Annotated in this window: 13 protein-coding genes; 5 read left to right on the top strand and 8 right to left on the bottom strand. The window is 61.4% G+C overall.

The window, feature by feature from the left end:
- Positions 1 to 126 precede the first annotated feature (126 nt).
- Together RGM3321_RS26740 and RGM3321_RS26745 are read left to right on the top strand one after the other, a co-directional pair.
- Positions 127 to 1,539 (top strand): aspartate aminotransferase family protein, encoded by a 1,413-nt coding sequence (locus tag RGM3321_RS26740; RefSeq protein WP_244395546.1) that lies wholly within the window; start codon positions 127 to 129, stop codon positions 1,537 to 1,539.
- A gap of 81 nt (positions 1,540 to 1,620) precedes the next feature.
- On the top strand, positions 1,621 to 1,839 hold the full coding sequence (locus RGM3321_RS26745; protein WP_003304661.1) for an MbtH family protein: 219 nt from the start codon (positions 1,621 to 1,623) through the stop codon (positions 1,837 to 1,839).
- A 132-nt stretch (positions 1,840 to 1,971) separates the two neighbouring features.
- Here RGM3321_RS26745 and RGM3321_RS26750 read toward each other — a convergent pair whose 3' ends face one another.
- From RGM3321_RS26750 to RGM3321_RS26785, 8 genes are read right to left on the bottom strand one after another with little or no spacing between them, the layout of a single operon-like run.
- A complete protein-coding gene (locus tag RGM3321_RS26750; RefSeq protein ID WP_244395547.1) occupies positions 1,972 to 2,889 on the bottom strand; it encodes a zinc ABC transporter substrate-binding protein in 918 nt (305 codons plus the stop codon).
- Positions 2,890 to 3,789, bottom strand: a complete 900-nt coding sequence (locus tag RGM3321_RS26755) for a metal ABC transporter permease (RefSeq protein ID WP_244395548.1) — start codon at positions 3,787 to 3,789, stop codon at positions 2,890 to 2,892.
- Positions 3,789 to 4,553, bottom strand: coding sequence for a metal ABC transporter ATP-binding protein (locus tag RGM3321_RS26760; RefSeq protein WP_244395549.1), 765 nt, complete (start codon positions 4,551 to 4,553; stop codon positions 3,789 to 3,791). The genes RGM3321_RS26755 and RGM3321_RS26760 overlap by 1 nt, the downstream gene beginning before the upstream one ends.
- Positions 4,550 to 5,482, bottom strand: a complete 933-nt coding sequence (locus tag RGM3321_RS26765; RefSeq protein ID WP_060403819.1) for a metal ABC transporter substrate-binding protein — start codon at positions 5,480 to 5,482, stop codon at positions 4,550 to 4,552. The genes RGM3321_RS26760 and RGM3321_RS26765 overlap by 4 nt, the downstream gene beginning before the upstream one ends.
- A gap of 35 nt (positions 5,483 to 5,517) precedes the next feature.
- Complete coding sequence (locus RGM3321_RS26770) at positions 5,518 to 6,084, bottom strand: DUF6162 family protein (RefSeq protein WP_244395550.1); 567 nt, start codon at positions 6,082 to 6,084, stop codon at positions 5,518 to 5,520.
- Positions 6,081 to 6,413 (bottom strand): hypothetical protein, encoded by a 333-nt coding sequence (locus RGM3321_RS26775; protein WP_004664615.1) that lies wholly within the window; start codon positions 6,411 to 6,413, stop codon positions 6,081 to 6,083. Before RGM3321_RS26775 ends, RGM3321_RS26770 begins: the two co-directional genes overlap by 4 nt.
- Positions 6,410 to 6,952 (bottom strand): thiamine pyrophosphate-binding protein, encoded by a 543-nt coding sequence (locus RGM3321_RS26780; RefSeq protein ID WP_244395551.1) that lies wholly within the window; start codon positions 6,950 to 6,952, stop codon positions 6,410 to 6,412. The genes RGM3321_RS26775 and RGM3321_RS26780 overlap by 4 nt, the downstream gene beginning before the upstream one ends.
- Positions 6,949 to 8,175, bottom strand: coding sequence for a PepSY domain-containing protein (locus RGM3321_RS26785; RefSeq protein ID WP_002552924.1), 1,227 nt, complete (start codon positions 8,173 to 8,175; stop codon positions 6,949 to 6,951). Before RGM3321_RS26785 ends, RGM3321_RS26780 begins: the two co-directional genes overlap by 4 nt.
- Before the next feature lie 296 nt (positions 8,176 to 8,471).
- Between RGM3321_RS26785 and RGM3321_RS26790 the strand changes: the two genes are divergently transcribed.
- From RGM3321_RS26790 to RGM3321_RS26800, 3 genes are all read left to right on the top strand, one after another.
- Complete coding sequence (locus RGM3321_RS26790) at positions 8,472 to 9,449, top strand: TauD/TfdA family dioxygenase (RefSeq protein WP_244395552.1); 978 nt, start codon at positions 8,472 to 8,474, stop codon at positions 9,447 to 9,449.
- 339 nt (positions 9,450 to 9,788) lie between these two features.
- On the top strand, positions 9,789 to 13,199 hold the full coding sequence (locus RGM3321_RS26795) for an amino acid adenylation domain-containing protein (protein ID WP_244395553.1): 3,411 nt from the start codon (positions 9,789 to 9,791) through the stop codon (positions 13,197 to 13,199).
- Positions 13,196 to 21,184, top strand: coding sequence for a non-ribosomal peptide synthetase (locus RGM3321_RS26800; RefSeq protein WP_244395554.1), 7,989 nt, complete (start codon positions 13,196 to 13,198; stop codon positions 21,182 to 21,184). Before RGM3321_RS26795 ends, RGM3321_RS26800 begins: the two co-directional genes overlap by 4 nt.
- Positions 21,185 to 21,190: the final 6 nt, after the last annotated feature.

Genomic DNA, 21,190 nt, shown 5'->3' on the forward strand with positions numbered 1-21,190 from the left:
AACTCGTTACCGGGTGTAAATCCGCAGCTTGCTGGCGCGTTTTCAAGGGAAGGAATAAACGCCTGAAACGGCATGGCCAACCGTCATGCATCAGGTCATTCAACCAGCGTATTGAGGGTTGCACAGATGTCAGTCGCTACCAGGCTTATCGATGATCAGTTGACACGGGTTGCCCCGGCAGCGGCTGAAACGCTCTACCACTTCGAAGAGTCGCCATTGCTGGCCCGGCAAAATCGCCAGGAATCCAACGCACGCAGTTACCCGCGGCGCATTCCGCTGGCGCTCAAGCGGGCCAAAGGCATCCACGTCGAAGACGTCGAGGGGCGGCGCTTCATCGATTGCCTGGCAGGCGCGGGCACACTGGCGTTGGGGCATAACCATCCGGTGATCATCGAAGCGATTCAGCAGGTGATCAACGATGAGTTGCCGCTGCACACTCTGGACCTGACCACGCCGGTCAAAGACCAGTTCGTTCAGGACCTGTTCGGCCTGCTGCCGCAACAACTGGCCAATGACGCGAAGATCCAGTTCTGTGGCCCGACCGGCACCGACGCGGTGGAAGCCGCGCTGAAACTGGTACGCACTGCCACTGGACGCAGCACAGTGCTGTCGTTTCAGGGCGGTTATCACGGCATGAGCCAGGGCGCGTTGAGCCTTATGGGCAGCCTGGGGCCGAAAAAGCCGCTCGGCGCGTTGCTCGGCACAGGCGTGCAGTTTCTGCCGTACCCCTATGATTACCGCTGCCCGTTCGGGCTCGGCGGCGAACAGGGCGTGCGCGCCAACCTGCATTATCTGGAGAACCTGCTCAACGACCCGGAAGCCGGTGTGCAGTTGCCTGCAGCGGTCATTCTTGAAGTGGTGCAGGGCGAGGGCGGGGTCATTCCTGCTGACATTGACTGGTTGCGCGGCGTGCGGCGTATTACTGAAAAAGCCGGTGTGGCGCTGATTGTTGATGAAATCCAGAGCGGTTTTGCCCGCACCGGCAAGATGTTCGCCTTCGAACACGCCGGGATCATCCCGGACGTCGTGGTCATGTCCAAAGCCATCGGCGGCAGCCTGCCGCTGGCGGTGGTGGTTTATCGGTCATGGCTCGACACCTGGCTGCCGGGCGCCCACGCCGGAACTTTCCGTGGCAACCAGATGGCGATGGCTACCGGTTCGGCGGTAATGCGCTATATTCAGGAACACAATATTTGCGAGCACGCGACGGCGATGGGCGCGCGTCTGTCCGGGCATTTGCGTGCCTTGCAGCGTGACTTTCCGCAACTGGGCGATATTCGCGGGCGTGGGCTGATGCTGGGTGTCGAGCTAGTCGATCCGGCCGGTGCGCGCGATGCGCAGGGTCATCCGCCGGTCTTTGCCCGTCTGGCCCCGCTGGTCCAGCGCGAATGCCTCAAACGCGGGCTGATTCTGGAACTGGGTGGTCGACACGGCAGCGTGGTGCGCTTCCTGCCACCGCTGGTGATCACCGCCGAGCAGGTCGACGAAGTGGCCGAAATCTTTGGTCGGGCACTCAATGCCGCTGTCGCACAGCTTTAATTTTTCGACGTAGCGATACGTTCAATCCCTATAGCTGCTATGAATTGGCACAGCAGCACTGAACCAACACGGAGAGCAGCAATGACTTCAGTATTCGATCGGGAAGACATCGTCTTTCAAGTTGTGGTCAACCACGAAGAACAGTATTCGATCTGGCCCGACTACAAAGCCATCCCCAACGGCTGGCGCACCGTTGGCAAAAGCGGCTTCAAGAAAGAGTGCCTGGCCTACATCGAAGAAGTCTGGACCGACATGCGCCCCCTGAGCCTGCGCCAGAAAATGGAAGCACAGACGGCCTGATTGGCTGGTAGATCAACCAGGCTATCGTGCGACGCTCCGCGTCGTCATGCCGTTCTGGACGCTCTGCGTCCTCTTTGCGACGCAGAGCGCCGAGACCTGGATTCCTACGCTGGAGCGTGCGCAGCGATAAACTCACCCCTTGCCAGCCAGCACCTCGATAACCCCCTGAATATCCCCCTGCAACTCCGCCAGCGGATCAGCGCCATCAATCCCCAACACCAGCAACTTGCTGCCTGCCGCTTCAATTGCAGCCTTTACCGGCTCTGGCGGCTGACGATGATCAAGCACCAGCGCCACGTCGTTATCCTTGAGGGTCGCGCTCAGTTTGCTCAATGCCTCGGGCGTCCACTGTTCGTCGGTCAACACCTGAGTGTCGATCAGTTCCAGATTCAGCCCGCTGATCAAATAGCCGAAGCGATCCGACAGACTCACCACGCTCAAATTATCTGCACCGGCCAGTGCCGCTTCGCTGCTGGCACTCAGCTTGAGCAACTGCTGCTTGAACGCCGCCAGATTGGCCTCGATCTTCGGCTTCGCACTCGGTGCCAGGCGCACCAGGTCCGCCGCCAGCACATCGGCCATGCGCCCCATGTTGTTGCTCGCCAGCCACGGCTGACTGTTCAGCCCGTCAGTGCCTTGGCCCGGCTGCACGGCAATCCCCGGCAAACCACCGTCCACCGGCCGCGCCGCATCAATCTCGACAATACGGATATTGCTGCGGCGCGCATTAGGGTAAAGCGGGTCATCGGCCCAGATCGACCGCAAGCCGATTACCGCGTCGGCATTGCTCGCCAGCCCGCGCAATGCATCGGCCCCACGCCCGGTGAAATACGCCGTCTGGCGCGAGCCGGGCAGGTTGGCCGCGGCAGCGCGTTCCAGCATTACACCGCTGTCCTTGAGCAGAATTTCCCCCAGCCCGTAGGTAATCGGCAGGCTGGCCAGCACCCTTACCGGTTTTGCGTTGTCGGTTTTGACGTCAGCGGCATACAGGCTGTTGCTGAACAGGCCGGTCATGGCCAGCGCCAGGGTCAATGTACGTAAAGTAGGCATTTATCCAATATTCCCTTTCAGGGCGGGCAGCGTGCCGCGGGCGATGGCGGCCAGGGCAAAGGCAACGCCAGCCACCAGAATGATCGCCGCGCCTGACGGCACAGGCAGGTCGAAGACGATAGGCAGCAGGATGCCGCACAGAGTGCTGACGGTTGCAATCGCCACCGATATCCAGAAAAAGCCTTTCAGCGACTGGCTCAACAGGCGTGCCGCGGCCGCTGGAATAACCAGCAACGCACCCACCAGAATCGCGCCGATGACTTTCACGGCGGCAACGGTGATCAGCGTGACCAGAATCACGAACAGGTAATCCAGTGTCTTCACTGCCACACCGCGCACCGCAGCCAATTGCGGATTAAAACTGGCCAGCATGATGCGGTTGTAAAGCGGCAGGCTCAGGCCCATGACCAGCGAACCGACGATCAGCAGCACCAGCAGGTCATTGCCGTTGACGGTCAGTACCGAGCCGAACAGCACGTTTTCCAGAATGTGTACGTTGATCTTGCCGGCCAGCACCAGCAGCAGGCTTGCGCCGAGCGCCAGCGACACCGAGAGGAACACGCCAATCAGCGTGTCCGGTGCCAGTCCGGTGCGGTTGCGCAGGTAGTTGAGGACGATACCGAACAGCAGGCAATAGCCGAACAGCGCGCCATAAGGCCCGGTGTAAGGCTCACCGAGCAGAATGCCGATGGCCACGCCGGTCAGTGCCGCATGGCCCACTGCTTCGGAGAAGAACGCAAAACGCTTGACCACGACCAGCGTTCCCAGACCGCCCAGCACCGGGCCGATCAACAGGCCCGCAAGCAGGGCGTTGACCACAAAACCATAAGCCAGCGCCTCCGGCAGATAGCCGGATGAAGCGAGGCCCTGAATGAACAGGCGAAACGTTTCGTAATCCATCACGCAGCGCTCCCGTTAATGGCATCGGCAGTGCGCGGATGAGCAGAAAACAACGTCAGCAGGCGTTCCGGCGTCAGTGCCGTGGCGGCAGGCTCGTCGAACAATACGCGGCGATTGAGCCCGGTCACCTGATCCGCCAGACGCCGCACCGCATCCAGATCGTGCTCGATCCACATCACCGTTATACCGCTTCGGCGCCAGTCACCAAGCAGGCGCTCGAAAACTTGAATGCCGGCTTCATCCAGAGCCGACATCGGCTCATCCAGCACCAGCAATTGCGGCGCAGGAATCAGCCCCTGCGCCAGCAGCACGCGCTGCCGTTCGCCACCGGACAGCGCGCCCATGCGCCGCTTGCGCTTGTCCTGCATGCCGACCCGTTCCAGCGCATCGCCAATCGCGGCCGCGTAGTGTTTCGACAAGCCCAGAAACGCCGGGCGTCGTTGGCACATGGCAGCCATGAAATCGTCGACGGTCATCGGCAGGCCACGGTCGAACTCCAGCGCCTGCGGCACATAGCCAATCAGGCCCGGCGCGGCAGGCCATTGCAGGCTCAATTGGCCTTGATGCGGTGTCTGCCCGAGCAGGGTCTTGATCAGCGAGCTTTTGCCGCCGCCGTTCGGCCCGACCAGCGCATGTACGCTGCCAGCGCGCACGTTGAAGTGCACACGGTCGAGAATCGTCGTGCGGCCCAGGGTCAGGCTCACTTGGTTGAACTCGATGCCTGGCCCCTGGCTGCCGATGTCGAGGTTCTGCGCAACAGTCATGTGCCCGACTCCTGAATGGCCCGCACCACGGTGTCGAGGTTGCCAGCCATTTCCTTCTCGTACTTGTCGGCGGTGTATTCGCCATAGGAAATGTGCGACAGCGGGTACAGCTTCACCCCTGATTCACGCTGGATGGTGTCGACGTAAGTGGACGGGAAATCCATCTCCGAGAAGATCACTTTCACGTCCAGTTCGCGCAGTTGGTCGATGGTCTTTTTCAACTGGCTCGGGCTGGGCTCGATGCCATGTGCCGGTTCCACCACTGCTGTCACTTCCAGGCCGAATTCACGCAGCAGGTAGTCGTAGGCCGCGTGCACCGTGGCCACGCGCAGGTCGGCGTTGGGGGCCTTGGTCAGTTTTGCGAGGGCGTCGGCGCGCATCTGCCGCAGGCGCTTGCCGTAGGCGCGGGCGTTGGCGGTGTAGGTTTTGGCGTTGTCCGGGTCCAGCTTGCCCAGCTCGCGGGCGATGTTGTTGACCTGGGCGATGGATGCGCTGATCGACAGAAAGGTGTGCGGGTTGACCACCTTGCCTGCGCCACGCGCTGCAACCCCGGTGGCGGCCAGCAACGGCACGTCGGCGTTGGCTTCGATGGTCTTGATGTTTGGCGTCTCACTGGCGGCAATCATGCGGTCGGCGAAATCGTCGTGGCCGACGCCATTGAGCACAATCACGTCCAGCGAACCGATGCGCTTGATGTCCTCGGCGCGTGGCTCGTAGGCATGCGGGTTGAAACCGGCCGGGATCAGCGGCACGACGTCGGCCTTGTCGCCGACAATATTGCTCACGTAGCTGTAATACGGGTGCAGAGTGATGCCGATGCGCAGGCGCTTGGCCGGGTCGGTGGCGTAGCTGGACGGTGCCAGCAGGGCGGCAAACAACCCCACCAGCAGGACGCGCAGCAAGGGGCGGCGTTTGAATGAAATAGGCATGGGCAAGCGGTCTTCTTTCAAAGGAATGCGAAGTTTCAGTGCGGGTGCTGACGGGTTACGCCAGCATCGAATTGCGCGACGACCTGTTTCCAGCCCGCGTCGACCAGAGTCTTGTCGCCGAGGTCGCTGACAGGCGCGATCGAGGCGTTGCGGTTGATCCAGATGTCGGGCTGGTTGTCCGAATCGACACGCATCAGAAACGAACCGGCCACGCTCGGCGTCTGGCTCAGGCCCAGATAGGACTGCTCGACCATCTGCCAGACATGACCGCCACGGCTCACCGAACTGGCGTCCTGGGCGAACGGCGCAAAGCCCTCGTCACCCAGTTGCTGCGGGGTAACGGGCGTTTGCTGTTCGGTTACCAGCAGGTGAATTTCGTCGAGGGTCACGCGCAGGTCGGCGTAGATGCCTTGTTCGGCAGCGGTCAAGTCACGTCGCGCATCAAGTTGGTGGCTGGCAAGGCTGTGCGTTTCCTGAGTGTCACGGTGCAAGCTGACGACCCCGGCCGCGACGCCGAGGATCAGCAGGCACAGCAGCAGGACGTACAGGGTTTCATGCCCGGCGCCGGCCGGGCGGACGATTTGTCGTGTTGGCGCACTCATGGGCTCGGGATGTCCGCCTGATCGATTTCCACCACATGACCGGGGCCGGCATCGAACAGCACGTAAAACTCGGACGCCGGGCGCTTGAAGGTCACGGTTGAATCCTCACCCAGCTTGCCGGGCACCAGAATGGTTTCGTCATACCCAATCACATCCAGGGTCACGCCCGGCGCACCACTGCCGTCGGAAAAACCGCCGGTGCAGCGAATCTGCTCGTTGTCGATCTGTTTGCATTCGCACATCGGGTTGTGCGCCAGTGCGTTGCCACTCAAGCCAAGCAGGCACAGGGCGCTGGCCGTCAGCCAGCGCAGGGAAGGGCGGGCACTCATGGTTTGGCTCCTTGTTTTTTCAGCCACGCCACGGTGGTGGGCGAAGCCTGTTGCAGCGGAATGGAAGTCTGATGCACAGCGCCGTCCCAGCCTTCCATAGTGATCCACAGGTCTGAGTCGGGGCTGGTGTTTTCGGCAACCTGCATGAACGCACTCATGCGGTAGCCACCGCCGAAGAAAATAACTCCGGCGGTGCGCAGGCTGCGCGGTTTGCCGATGCGCAGGTAAGTGGCCTTGACCCGGTCGATGCAGGCGTTGCACAGCGCGGCATTGAAGCTTTTCATGTAGCCCGACGGGCCGGACAGGCGCGGGGCTTCGTTACGGTCTTCAGCCAGACGCAGGCTCCACGGGCCGACCTGAATCTCGCCGACGTCGCGTTGACCAAGGCCCTGATCGCCGCGATCCAGCGCGTTGTCGGAGAAGTATTTGGGCATGAAACCCAGCGGAATCAGCACCAGCAGCACATTGATGTGGAAGCGCCACTTATGCCAGAAACGGCTCAGCGACGATGCAGGTTGTGCGACAGCGGCCTTGCTCACAGGCTGTTCTCCGGGGTGCGGGTCGCCAGTGGCGAGCGGGTGGTGTCCGGAGTCGAGGCCGGGGTGAAGGTAGCCGGGCTGGTTCTGGACTCACGCTTGAGGGCATTGAGCGTCGCCAGCGCGGTGCGCTTGCTCCAGATCAGCAGCCCGCTGAGCACCATCATGCTCAACAGCAGGCCGAAGAACGCCCAGATCAGCTTGATCCAGATACCGCCGAAGTCGCCGGTGTGCAGCGGGCGCATGGATTCGGTGACGAACTCCAGCTTGTTGCGGTCCGACAACAGGTGTGACGCTGCGATTTCGCCACTGTACGGGTTGATTTCGGCGGTCTGGAACATCAGCGGATACCAGCTGCGCCCGCCAACCTGCATGTTGCTGTAGGCATTGAAGGGCGGAGTGATGAAGCTGGCTTCAAGACCTGGAATCCGCTCCTTGGCGATTTCCACGGCCTTTTCCAGGCTGATAGTCGGTGCCGGGCGGCCGTCGGCAGTCAGCGGTACGGCGCTGTGTGGAATGATCGAGGCGACCTGGGATTTGCTCGAGATACTGATCTGGTTATCGCCAAGAATCGCCTGAATCAGAAACCACGTGCCGGTGATGGAAATCACCGCAATGAACCAGATCGACCACACGCCGCTGAGGCGATGCAGGTCGCCCCAGAAAATCCGCGGGCCCTGGCTGAAGCGTACCGGCTTGAAAAAACCACGCCAGAATTTCTTGTAGACCACCAGGCCGGTCACCAGCGACGCGAGCAGGGGCAGGCCGAGAATCGACACCAGGTACCAGCCCCACGAATAGCCATTGGTGAACGGCACCAGCCACCAGCCGTGCAGCGCGCGGGTAAAGCGGCGGAAGTCGAACGACGGCGTGAGGCCCTGAATCACCCCGGTGTAAGGGTTGACGTAAGCCGGCACCGAGCGGCCGTCCGGGTAGGTGACGAACACGCTCAGGGCGAAGTAATCGCCGTCAGGTTGCATGATCGTCCCGACGATCAGGTCCGGCTCGTTGCGCTCGATGGTTGCGCGAATCTGCTCGAAGCTCATGCGTTGGGCGTCGTCGGAGGGGCGGTTGTCACGCATCTCCGGGTTGGCCAGCCACATGATTTCCTTGCTGATGACCGCCAGCGTGCCGGTCACACAGACGATCAGCACAAAGAACCAGATGGGCAGGGCAAGCCAGCTGTGGACGAGAAACCAGATTTTTGAACGGGACTTCTTCGACATGGATAAACAATCTCGATTCACGATGTAAAGCAGCCGCAAGGCGGCCCCTTCTGTCTCTACGCGCGGGCGATATAAAGCCTCGCATTCAGTTAAAGACGAATGAGAACGAGATTCCTGTAGGAATATTTTGCGTTTAAATGAAAGAAATTGTTTCAGAGCTACCGGAAACCCCCATATGGCGAAGGAAAAGGGCCTGGGCGGCTAATTTTCTCGTGGCGAAGTACGTTCAATCTGGACATTGGTGTTGCGCCAGGCCGCAGGGGCTCGGGCGCTTTTGCCATCAAGGGAGAGACATCATGAGTCATGCGTTGAGTTTGGATATCCGGCCGCTGCTTGCAGGGGCGGGCAGCTTGCCCATGCTGGTACAGGCGCCCGAGCCCGGTCTGGACTTGATGGAAGCGCTAGGCGAACTCAAGCCACTGGTGGCCGGGCACCTGTACAGCGCTGGCGGCATTCTGTTTCGCGGCTTCGAGGTCGGCGGTGCAGAAGCGTTTCGTGAGTTCGCTGCCGGTTTCGGTGATCCGCTGCTCAACTACGAGTTCGGCTCCACGCCGCGCAGCAATGTAACCAAGGGTGTGTACACCTCCACCGAATACCCGGCGCATCAGAGCATCCCGTTGCACAACGAGCAGGCCTACACGCTGGACTGGCCGATGAAGATCTGGTTCTACAGCATGATCGCGGCGCAGACCGGCGGCGAAACGCCGATTGCCGACAGCCGCGAGATCTACCGGCGCATTCCGGCGCGCATCCGTGACCGCTTCATCGAAAAGAAGCTGATGTACGTGCGTAACTACGGCAACGGGCTCGATGTGGAATGGAGCCAGGTGTTCAACACCGAAGATGAACGCGTGGTCGAGGCCTACTGCCGCGCGCACAACATCGAGTGCGAATGGAAAGACGACGGCGAACTGCGCACCCGACAGATCTGCCAGGCCGTGTCCCGCCATCCAGTGACCGGCGATACCGTCTGGTTCAATCAGGCGCACCTGTTTCACATTTCCAACCTGCAACCGGAAGTGCGCGAAACCCTGCTGGATGTCGTGGATGAAGAAGACCTGCCGCGCAATGTCTACTACGGCGATGGTTCACCCCTCGAAGAAAGCCTGCTGGATGAGATTCGTGGCGTGCTTGACGACTGCACCGTCAGCTTCCCGTGGCTGGAAAACGACGTACTGATGCTCGACAACATGCTCACCGCCCACTCCCGCGCACCGTTCACCGGCAAACGCAAAGTCGTGGTGGCGATGGCACAGGGGCATTCGGATAATTAACCGCCTGTAGGTAATCGGGCCTGCGCTGAGCATAAGCATGCAGTTCTGGACGCTCCGCGACCTCTCTTGAGTGTGCGGTGCGACGCAGATCTGTGACGCAGAGCGTCACCCAAGGCATTCCCACGCTGGAGCGTGCGGAACGATAGCTGTCCGCCTATTGATTATCGTGCCTGCGCTCCGCGTAGGCATGCAGTTCTGGACGCTCTGCGTCCTCTCTTGAGTGTGCGGTGCAATGCAGGGCACCAGCCTCGAGAAACCTTTCTAAATATTTCCCCGCCAATTCGTTCTTGTTGATACGACCCCGCCCGACGGTCAGCCCCATTCAGCAAGGATCGACCCATGAACCCCGAACACGCCCAGAAACTCGCTCGTCGTTTTGTCGAGTTGCCCCTTGAAAAACGTCGTCTGTTTCTCGATGGCATGCGCAAGGAGAACATGGATTTCTCGCTGTTCCCGATCCCTTCCTGCGCAGGGCTGGTCGAGCGTGACGGGCTGTCTTATGCCCAGCAACGGATGTGGTTCCTCTGGCAACTGGACCCGCACAGCGCAGCCTACAACCTGCCGATGTCGGTGTGCCTGAATGGACCGCTAGAGCTGCCGTTGCTGGAGCGAGCCTTCAGTGCGCTGGTCGAGCGGCATGAAAGTCTGCGCACCACCTTCGGTCAGGAAGGCGAGCGGGCGTTTCAGCGTGTTGCGCCGCCGACACCCGTCAGCATCCGTCTGATCGACCTGAGCCAGCAGCCTTGCGAGCAGCGATGGGCGAGTGCGCGGCAGGCGATGGCCGAACAGTCGGCGCAGACCTTCGACCTGCAGCGCGGGCCGCTGTTTACCGTGCAGGTATTGCGCCTCGCCGAGCAAGAGCATCTGCTGCTGCTCAACCTGCATCACATGATCACCGACGGCTGGTCAATGAACGTGCTGATCGACGAATGGCTGCGCGGCTATGACGCGCTGCTGGCCGGTAAACCGCTGCCTTTTCAGCCGCTGCTCGTGCAGTACCGCGACTATGCGCTGTGGCAACGCAGCTGGCTGGAGGCGGGCGAACAGGAGCGTCAGCTGGATTACTGGCGCAGCCACCTGGGCGAAGAGCACCCGGTACTGGAGCTGCCCACAGACCGCCCGTACCCGGCGCTGCCCAGCCATGATGGCGCGCGCCTGGAACTGGCGCTGGAGCCTGAGCTGCTGCGCAACCTGAAAAACCTCGCGCAACGTCAGGGCGTGACCCTTTTCGTAGTCCTGCTGGCAACCTTCAAAAGCCTGCTGCACCGCTACAGCGGGCAGACCGACATTCGTGTCGGCGGCCTGATCGCCAACCGCACCCGCAGCGAAACCGAAGGGCTGATCGGCTGCTTTATCAACACACAAGTGCTGCGCAGTGAAGTGACGGCGCAGACACGCTTTGTCGATCTATTGCACACCGTGCGCAATGCTTCGACCGGTGCTCAGGCGCATCAGGAGTTGCCGTTCGACGCGATCATCGACGCCTTGCAACCCGAGCGCAGCCAGAGCCACAACCCGCTGTTTCAAGTGATGTTCAATCACCAGCCGGTGGTTGCCGACCTGCTGGACAAACAATTGAGCGGCGGCCTGCGCGTGGCTAATCTGCCTGGCGAGCAACAGGCACTTGCGCAGCGTTCGCACGCCGCGGCCAGTGACCTGATGCTTGCCACCAGCGGTGAGGGCGAGCAACTGAACGCCGCTTTCACCTACGCCACCGATATTTTTGATCAGGCGACCATCACTCGTCTGGCTGATCACTGGCGTAACCTCTTGGCCTCGGTCTGCGTCGATCCGCTGCAAACCATCGGCGAACTGTCGATGCTCTCGACCGATGAGCGTGCGCAACTGCTGGATATCGACAGCGCTGCCAAGGCCGACACCACAACCCCCGCGCATCGCCAATTCGAAACGCAAGCGGAGCGCACACCGGACGCCCCGGCACTGATCCTCGCCGGTGAAGGACAGGCGCCCAGCCTGAGCTACGCCGAACTGAATGAGCGCAGCAACCGTCTGGCCTGGCAACTGCGTGAGCAAGGCGTCGGCCCGGACGTACTGGTCGGCGTGGCGCTGGGCCGTTCGCTGAACATGCCCGTCGCGCTGCTGGCCGTGCTCAAGGCAGGCGGCGCCTATGTGCCGCTGGACCTGAGCGCGCCGAGCGACCGTCTACGTCATGTGCTGCAGGACAGTGGCCTGAAACTGCTGCTGACCCACAGCCAGCACGGGGCGACGCTGCCTGATCTGGCGGGTATTCAGTGCCTGTGCATCGATCAGATGAACAGTGCAGCAGCCAGCCCGCAAAACCCGGACATTGCCGTTGATCCGGCCAATCTGGCCTACGTGATCTACACCTCGGGCTCGACTGGCCGGCCAAAAGGCGTGGCGATCAGTCATGGCGCGCTGGCCGAATTTGTAACGCTGGGCGCGAATTACAGCGATCTGCGCCAAGGCGACCGGGTCCTGCAATTTGCTACCCATAGCTTCGACGGCTTCGTCGAGCAGTTCTACCCGCCGCTGTGTCGCGGTGCCGCCGTGGTGCTGCGTGACGAGCGTTTGTGGGACAGCTCCACCTTCCATCAGGCTGTCGTCGAGCACGGTGTAACCCTGGCTGACCTGCCTGCGGCCTATTGGCTGACGCTGGTTCAGGATTTCGCTGCCAGCCCGCCCGCGCATTATGGCGCATTACGGCAGATTCACGTCGGCGGCGAGGCGATGGCTGTCGAAGGTCTGCGCCTGTGGCGCAAGGCCGGGCTCGGGCATGTGCGCCTGCTCAACACCTACGGGCCGACCGAAGCCACGGTGGTGTCGAGTATCCATGATTGCAGCGCGCTGACTGCGGAACAGGTTTCGTGGCGTGGCGTGCCGATTGGCAGAGCGCTGGCGGGTCGACGGCTGTACGTGCTCGACGATCAACTGAACCCGCTGCCACAAGGCGCGGTGGGTGAGCTGTACATCGGCGGGCCAGGCCTGGCGCGGGGTTATCATGCCCAGCCCGGCCTGAGCGCCGAGCGTTTCGTGGCTGATCCGTTCGTGCCCGGCGAGCGCCTGTACCGCACCGGCGACCGCGCCAGGCTGCGCGCTGACGGCGCTGTCGAGTACATCGGGCGGGTTGACCATCAAGTGAAAATTCGCGGTTTCCGTATTGAGCTGGGTGAAATCGAATCGCGCCTGCAGCAATGCACGGGCGTGCGCGAAGCGGTGGTACTGGCTGTCGAGCTGGCGGGGAGTACGCAACTGGTCGCCTACGTAGTGCCGCAGGTCATGGCGAACAGTGATGCCGAGCAACTGGCACTGCGCCAGGGCATCAAGGCCCAGCTGCAAGTCAGTCTGCCGGATTACATGGTGCCGACGCACTTATTGCTGCTGCCGGAACTGCCACTCACGCCCAGCGGCAAACTGGATCGCAAGGCACTGCCAGAGCCCGACTCAAGCCAGTTGCAGGCGCGTTATCGCGCGCCGCACAGCGAGGTGGAAATCTGCCTCGCTGCTATCTGGCAAGAAGTCCTGCACGCACCGCAGGTCGGCCTGGACGATCACTTTTTCGAGCTGGGCGGCCATTCGTTGCTTGCCGCGCAAGTCATCGCCCGGATCAAGACGCGACTGGGCATCAGCCTGCCGTTGCGCACCCTGTTTGAAAAACCGCTGCTCAGCGACCTTGCCGTCGAAGTGGCCGCGCTGACCAACAACACAACGGATAACGACTGGAGCGACATGGACCAGTTCATGGATTCACTGGAGGAATTTGGCGCATGACCGGGACCACCGCTGCACGTATCGCGAAACGTTTTGTCGGCTTGTCGCTGGAACAACGCCAACAGTTCCTCGCCCGCTTGCGTCAGGAAGGCAAGGATTTCAGCCTGTTGCCGGTGCCGGTCAGCCGTCATGATTTCAGCGCGATTCCACTGTCGTTCGCCCAGCAACGCCTGCTGTTCCTCTGGCAGCTCGACCCGCTGAGCGACGCCTACAAGATGACCACCGGCCTGTGTCTGCAAGGCCCGCTGAACGAGCCGGCATTGCGCCGCGCCTTTGATCACTTGATCGAGCGCCATGAGGTGCTACGTACCGTGTTCCATACCGACGGTGATCAGGCGCAGCAAGTGCTGCTGCATGATCAGACCGCGGCGCTGGACAGCATTGATTTGTCCGGTCTGGCTGATGTCGAACTGCGCGATGCCGAACTGGCGTTGCGAGTTGCCACCGTCACCAGCCAGCCGTTTGATTTGCGCACAGGCCCGTTGCTGCGTGCGTACCTGTTCCGTCTTGCCAGTGACGAGCATGTGCTGGTGGTGAGCATGCACCACATCGTCTCCGACGGCTGGTCGATGGATGTGATGATTCAGGAGTTCGTGCACTGCTATCAGGCGTATTGCGAAGGTCGCGAACCTGCGCTGCCGGAGCTGCCGCTGCAATACGCCGATTATGCGATCTGGCAACGTAGCTGGCTGGAGGCGGGCGAGGGCGCGCGGCAACTGGATTACTGGCGCAGCCAGCTGGGTGACGAACAACCTTTGCTGGATGCCGCTCAGGATTTTCCGCGGCCGGTGACACAAAGCTATCAGGGCGAGCACCTGCTTTTTGATTTCGGCGCTGATCTGTCGCGCCAGCTCAACGCCTTTGCGCGCACGCAGGGTATGACCCTGTTCATGCTGGTGCTGGCCGGTTTTTCGCTGTTTCTATCGCGCAAGGCCGGGCAACGCGATATCCGCATCGGCGTGCCTAACGCCAACCGCAGTCGTGCTGAAACCGAAGGATTGATCGGCTTCTTCATCAATACTCAGGTCTTGCGCTGCCAGGTGGACGAGCGCCTCAGCTACCTTGACCTGCTGGCGCAGATCCGTGACACCTCGTTCGGCGCACAGGCCCATCAGGACGTACCGTTCGAGCAATTGGTCGATCAACTGGCGCCAGAGCGCAGCCTGGGCCACAACCCGTTGTTTCAGGCCAAGTTCAACCAGAACGTGATCCTCAAACAGAAAACCGCACTCAAGCTGGCCGGGCTGGAAGTCAGCGAGTACGCCTTCGACAAGCAGGGCGCGCATTTCGATCTGGCGCTGGACATCACCGACGACGGCACGCTGATTCATGGCGACATGGCCTACGCCAGCGACCTGTATCGACGCGCCACCGTCGAAGGGTTCATTCCCGAAATGCTTGCGCTGTTCAAAACCCTGCTCGACGCGCCGCAGGCGCCGTTGTTCAGCCTCGGTGCACTGGCGGTCGAGCCACCGCGCGAAGTGCGCGAACCCGCGTCGCACATGTTGCAGCTCTGGGGCCGACAGGTTGAACGCCAGCCGCAGGCGCAGGCCGCCCGGTGTCTGGATCGCACCCTGACGACGCTGGAGCTGGATCAGGCCGCCAATCAACTGGCCCATCATCTGATCCGGATGGGTATTAGCGAAGGCCAGCCGGTTGCGGTGTTGATGGAGCGTTCGCTGGACTGGCTCACAGTTGTGCTGGCGATCTTCAAGGCCGGTGGTGTGTACATGCCGCTGGACGTCAAAGCCCCCGATGCACGCTTGCAACAGATGCTGAGCAACGCCCAGGCCAAAGTGCTGCTGTGTGCCGAAGGCGATGTGCGCCAGACGTCACTGGATGTTGCCGGCTGTGAGGGCCTGGCCTGGACACCTGCGCTGTGGCAGGCCTTGCCGGTCAGTCGTCCTGATATCACTCTGTCAGCCGATTCAGGGGCTTACGTTATTCATACCTCCGGCTCCACCGGTCAGCCCAAGGGCGTATTGGTCAGCCAGGGCGCGCTGGCCTCTTACGTGCGTGGTCTGCTGGAGCAGTTGCAACTGGCTCCTCAGGCGAGCATGGCGCTGGTCTCGACCATCGCCGCCGACCTTGGTCATACCGTGCTGTTCGGCGCGCTGTGTTCGGGACGCACGCTGCATGTGCTGACCGAGGCGCTGGGTTTCGACCCGGATGCCTTCGCGGCTTACATGGCCGAGCATCAGGTTGGCGTGCTGAAGATCGTGCCCGGCCATCTGGCCGCGCTGTTGCAGGCCAGCCAGCCTGCCGACGTATTGCCGCAGCATGCACTGATCGTCGGCGGCGAAGCCTGTTCGCCTGCGCTGGTCGAGCAGGTGCGTCAGATCAAGCCGGGTTGCCGGGTGATCAACCACTATGGCCCGAGCGAAACCACGGTCGGCGTACTGACTTATGAAGTACCTGGCTTAACTCTATGCTCTGATCGCAGCTCGGAAGTAGACACCCTTCCCTGTGGGAGCGAACTTGTTCGCGAAGAGGCCGGCACAGGCTTGCAAAAGGCTGAGGCTCTACCACCGCTTTCGCGAGCAAGCTCGCTCCCACAGGTCTCGCGTTTCCCACAATGCTCTGCACACTCTGGCGACCCTCTGCGTAGTGTGCCGGTCGGTGCGCCATTGCCGGGGGCCAGTGCTTACGTGCTGGATGATGTGCTGAACCCCCTTGGCACTCAGGTGGCGGGCGAGCTGTACATCGGTGGCGACAGTGTCGCGTCGGGCTACATCGGTCAGCCTGCGCTGACCGCCGAGCGTTTCGTGCCGGACCCGTTTGCAGAGAATGGCGCACGGGTGTATCGCAGCGGTGACCGTATGCGGCGCAATCATCAGGGCTTGCTGGAATTCATCGGCCGCGCCGACGATCAAGTGAAAGTACGCGGTTATCGCGTCGAGCCTGCGGAAGTGGCGCGGGTGCTGCTGAACCTGCCTTCGGTTGCGCAAGCAAGCGTGCTGGCATTGCCTGTCGATGAAGACGAATCCCGTCTGCAACTGGTGGCCTATTGCGTCGCAGTAGCCGGTGCCAGCCTGACCGTCGACAGCCTGCGCGAGCAGTTGGCTGCGCGCTTGCCCGACTACATGGTGCCCGCACAGATCATGCTGCTGGACAGCCTGCCACTGACCGCCAACGGCAAGCTCGACAAGCGCGCCTTGCCCAAGCCGGGCGTGGTCAAACAGCGCTACACCGCGCCGGTCGGCGAGATCGAGGAAAAGCTCGCCGCAGTGTGGGCTGACGTACTGAAACTTGAACAGGTAGGCAGCACCGACAACTTCTTCGAACTGGGCGGCGACTCGATCCTCAGCCTGCAGATCATTGCCCGTGCCAAGCGTCAGGGTATCAAGCTCAGCCCCAAGCAGTTGTTCGAAAAACAGACCATCAGCCAGTTGGCCTCGGTGGCAAAACTGATCCAGAAAAAGCCTGCTGCGCTGGTCGAACAGGTCAGTGGCTCGCTGCCGTTGCTACCGATTCAGGCGCGCTTCTTCGAACTGGGCATTCCCGAACGTCAGCACTGGAATCAGGCGCTGATGCTCAAGCCCCTGCAAACGCTGGATGCCAGTCACCTGCAGGCTGCGCTCACTGCACTGCTCGAACAGCACGACGCACTGCGTCTAGGTTTTGCCCTGCAAGACGGCCAGTGGCAAGCCACGTTCGGTGCACTGAACACTCGCGACTTGCTGTGGGTTCATGAGCTGGACAGCATCGAGCGCTTGCCTGAACTGGCCGATGAGGCGCAGCGCAGTCTGGACCTGAAAAACGGTCCGCTGCTGCGGGCGCTGCTGGTCAACCTGCCGCAGGGCGAGCAGCGTTTATTGCTGGTGATTCATCATTTGGCCGTCGACGGCGTGTCCTGGCGGGTGCTGCTGGAAGACCTGCAACAGGCTTACGTCGCCCTGACGAAGGGCCAGCCAGTGGCGTTGGCAGCGAAAACCACGTCGCTCAAGCATTGGGCCGAGCAATTGCAACAGTACGCGACCGGCGAAACGCTGACCGCCGAGCGCGATTACTGGCTGCACGCTTTACAGGGTGCAGATCAACCGTTGCCACGCGACAAGCCCGAAGGTTCGATGCGCAATCGCGATGCGGCCCATGCGTCATCCTGGTTGAGCAAGGACCTGACCCACAAGCTGCTGAAAGTTGCACCTGCCGCGTACCGCACACAGGTCAACGACCTGCTGTTGACCGCGCTGGCGCAAGTGTTGTGCGAGTGGAGTCAGCAGCCGTCGGTGCTGATCCAGCTGGAAGGACATGGCCGCGAAGACTTGTTTGACGACACCGATCTCAGCCGTACAGTCGGCTGGTTCAGTAGCCTGTTTCCGGTTCGCCTCACGCCGCAGATCGCTCCGGGTGCAAGCCTGTGCGGGATCAAGGAACAACTGCGTGCCGTGCCGAACAAAGGTATTGGTTACGGCGTATTGCGTTATCTCGGCGAGCCGTCGTTTACGCAACAATTGGCCGCCTTGCCGCAGGCACGGGTCACGTTCAATTACCTGGGCCAGTTCGATGGTAGCTTCAATGAACCACAAGGCGCGTTGTTCGTGCCAAGTGCCGACAAAACTGGCACTGCGCTGTGCGAAGACGGGCCGCTGGGCAACTGGCTGAGCCTCAATGGTCAGGTGTTCGACGGCCAGCTGCAACTGGACTGGAGCTTCAGCCGCGAGGTGTATCAAGCTTCGACCATCGATACCCTGGCGCGTCGCTACGAGCAGGCGCTGACCACGCTGATCGACCACTGCACCTCCGGGCACCAAGGCGTCACGCCGTCGGACTTTCCGCTGGCGCGCCTCACTCAAACGCAACTCGACGGCTTGCCGATTGCTGCGGGCGAGATCGAAGACATCTACCCGCTGTCGCCGATGCAACAGGGCATGCTGTTCCACTCGCTGTTCGATGAGGGCGCGGGCAACTACATCAACCAGATGCGCGTGAGCATCAGCGGGCTGGATGTGCCGCGTTTCCATAACGCATGGCAATCAGCGGTGAACAACCACGAAGTGCTGCGCAGTTGTTTTATCAGCCAGAGCGAACAGTCGCTGCAAGTCGTGCAGCGTCAGGTAACACTGCCCTTTGTCGAGCTGGATGCGCGTGGCAAGCCGCAACACTGGCTCGATGGCTGGGCGCAGGCCGACCGTCAGCAGGGTTTTGATCTGGCGCACGGTCCGCTGTTGCGTCTGGCGGTAGTGCGCATTGCCGACGACGCGTGGCAACTGGTCTACACCAGTCACCACATTTTGATGGACGGCTGGAGCAGCTCGCGGCTGCTGGGCGAAGTGCTGCAACGCTACAGCGGTCAGACGCCGCCGAAACAGGCGGGACGTTATCGCGATTACATCCAGTGGCTACAGGATCAGGAGGCTGATGTCAGCGAGCGCTTCTGGACCGCAGAGCTGGCTGAACTGGATGAGCCGACCCGCTTGCTGCAAGCCTTCAAAACATCAACCGATCAGCAGGGCTATGGCGATTACATTCAGCTGATCGATACTGACGGCACCCACCGCTTGAGCGAGTTTGCCCGCGAACAGCACGTCACCCTCAATACGCTGGTGCAATCGGCCTGGCTGTTGCTGCTGCAACGCTATACCGGCCAGTCCAGCGTGACCTTTGGCGCCACGGTGGCCGGGCGTCCGGCTGAATTGCCGGGTGTCGAAGAGCAACTGGGCCTGTTCATCAACACCCTGCCGGTGATCGCCAGCCCGCGTTCGGAACAGACCGTCGGCGAATGGGTGCAGCAGGTGCAGGCGCAAAACATTGCCCTGCGAGAGCATGAGCACACGCCGCTGTATGACATCCAGCGTTGGGCACGCAACAGTGGCGAGGCGCTGTTCGACAACATACTGGTATTCGAAAACTACCCGGTGTCCGAAGCCTTGCAGCGCGCGCCGGACGGTCTTACGTTCAGCGACCTGCGCAATCAGGAGCAAGCACATTACCCGCTGACCCTGGTGGTCGAGGCCAACGACGTGCTGTCGGTACGTTTCAGTTACGACCGGCAACACTTCAGTGCCGAAGGCATTCTGCAACTGGCGGCGCATTTCGATCACTTGCTGCAAAGCCTCAGTACATCCGCAACGGCGCGTCTCGGCGAGCTGACCCTGCCCACCGCCTGGACGCAAAGCGTGCAGCATTACCCGACCGAGCAGTGCGCCCATCAGCGTATCGAAACCCAGGCCGAGCGCACGCCGCAGGCCATCGCTCTGAGCTTTGCTGCCGAGCAACTGAGCTATCAACAGCTCAACCGCCGCGCCAACCAGTTGGCCCATAAACTGCGTGAGCAGGGCGTCGGCCCGGATGTTCGCGTCGGGCTGGCCGCCGAGCGCAGTCTGCAGATGATCATAGGGATGCTGGCGATCCTCAAGGCCGGTGGCGCATACGTGCCACTGGACCCGGATTACCCGCAGGATCGCCTGAGCTTTCTGATGCAGGACAGCGGTATCGAATTGTTGCTGACCCAAGCGCATTTGCTGAGTCAACTGCCTATTCCTGCACATGTTCAGACACTGGATCTGGCGGATGCGCTGGACAGTTACAGCACGGAAAACCCGATTAACCAGACCTCGCCAGACAACCTGGCCTACGTCATCTACACCTCCGGCTCGACCGGCAAGCCGAAAGGCACCTTGCTCGCTCATCACAACCTGATGCGCCTGTTTGCTGCCACGGATAACTGGTTCAAATTCAGCGAAAGAGACGTGTGGACGCTGTTCCATTCCTTCGCCTTCGACTTCTCGGTGTGGGAGATTTTCGGCGCGCTGCTGCATGGCGGCAGACTGGTGATCGTGCCGCGCGAAGTGACCCGCTCGCCGGAAGAGTTGCATGCGCTGCTGGTTGAACAGCGCGTCACAGTGCTCAACCAGACGCCGTCGGCGTTCAAGCAGTTGATGCGTGTGGCGTGTGATTCGCCTGTGCCGATGTCGCTGGAAAAGGTCATCTTCGGCGGCGAAGCGCTGGACGTCGCCAGCCTGAAGCCCTGGTTCGAACGTTTCGGTGATCAGACAGCGCAGTTGATCAACATGTACGGCATTACCGAAACCACGGTTCACGTGACCTACAGGCCAATAACCGAGACCGACACGCAAAACCCGGCCAGCCCGATTGGCGAGGCGATCCCGGATTTGTCGTGGTACGTGCTGGACGCGGATTTCAACCCGGTCGCTCAGGGTTGCAGCGGTGAGCTGCACATTGGCCATGCGGGTCTGGCGCGGGGTTATCACAATCGTGCGGCGCTGACTGCCGAACGCTTCGTGCCGGACCCGTTCTCCAGCGACGGCGGTCGCCTGTACCGCACCGGCGACCTGGCCCGTTATCGCGCTGCCGGAGTGATCGAATACGCCGGGCGTATCGACCATCAGGTGAAGATTCGCGGCTTCCGCATTGAACTGGGCGAAATCGAAGCGCGGCTGCAAGCGCACCCGGCGGTGCGCGAAGTGATCGTGCTGGCCGTGGATGGGCAATTGGCCGCGTATCTAGTGCCAGCCCAGCCTGATCACGACCAGCAAAGCCTGCGCGAAACGCTGAAAGCCGAACTCCGCGCGCATCTGCCGGATTACATGGTGCCGACGCATTTCATCGTCCTCGACAAGATGCCGCTGACCGCCAACGGCAAGCTGGACCGCAAGGCGCTGCCTGCGCCGGATGCCGGTCAGTTGCAGGTGGCCTACATCGCTCCGCAAGACGAGCTCGAGCAGCAACTGGCGGCGATCTGGGCCGATGTGCTGAAAGTCGAGCAAGTCGGGCGTAGCGACAACTTCTTCGAACTCGGTGGTCATTCGCTGCTGGCGGTACAGATGCTGGTGCGAGTGCGCGAGCAGTTGCAGCGCGAGGTCGGTCTCAAGGACCTGTTCGAACAGCCGGTGCTGGCGGACTTCTGCGCCACGCTCCAGGAAAAAAATGGCGAAAGTGACCATGCGCTGGACGAATTGACTAAATCACTGGAGGCACTCAAACGTTTATCAGCGGAGGAAATTGATAATTTGATCGCTTAGCAGGAG

The organism is Pseudomonas sp. RGM 3321 (genome assembly GCF_022836805.1).
Taxonomy (GTDB): domain Bacteria; phylum Pseudomonadota; class Gammaproteobacteria; order Pseudomonadales; family Pseudomonadaceae; genus Aquipseudomonas.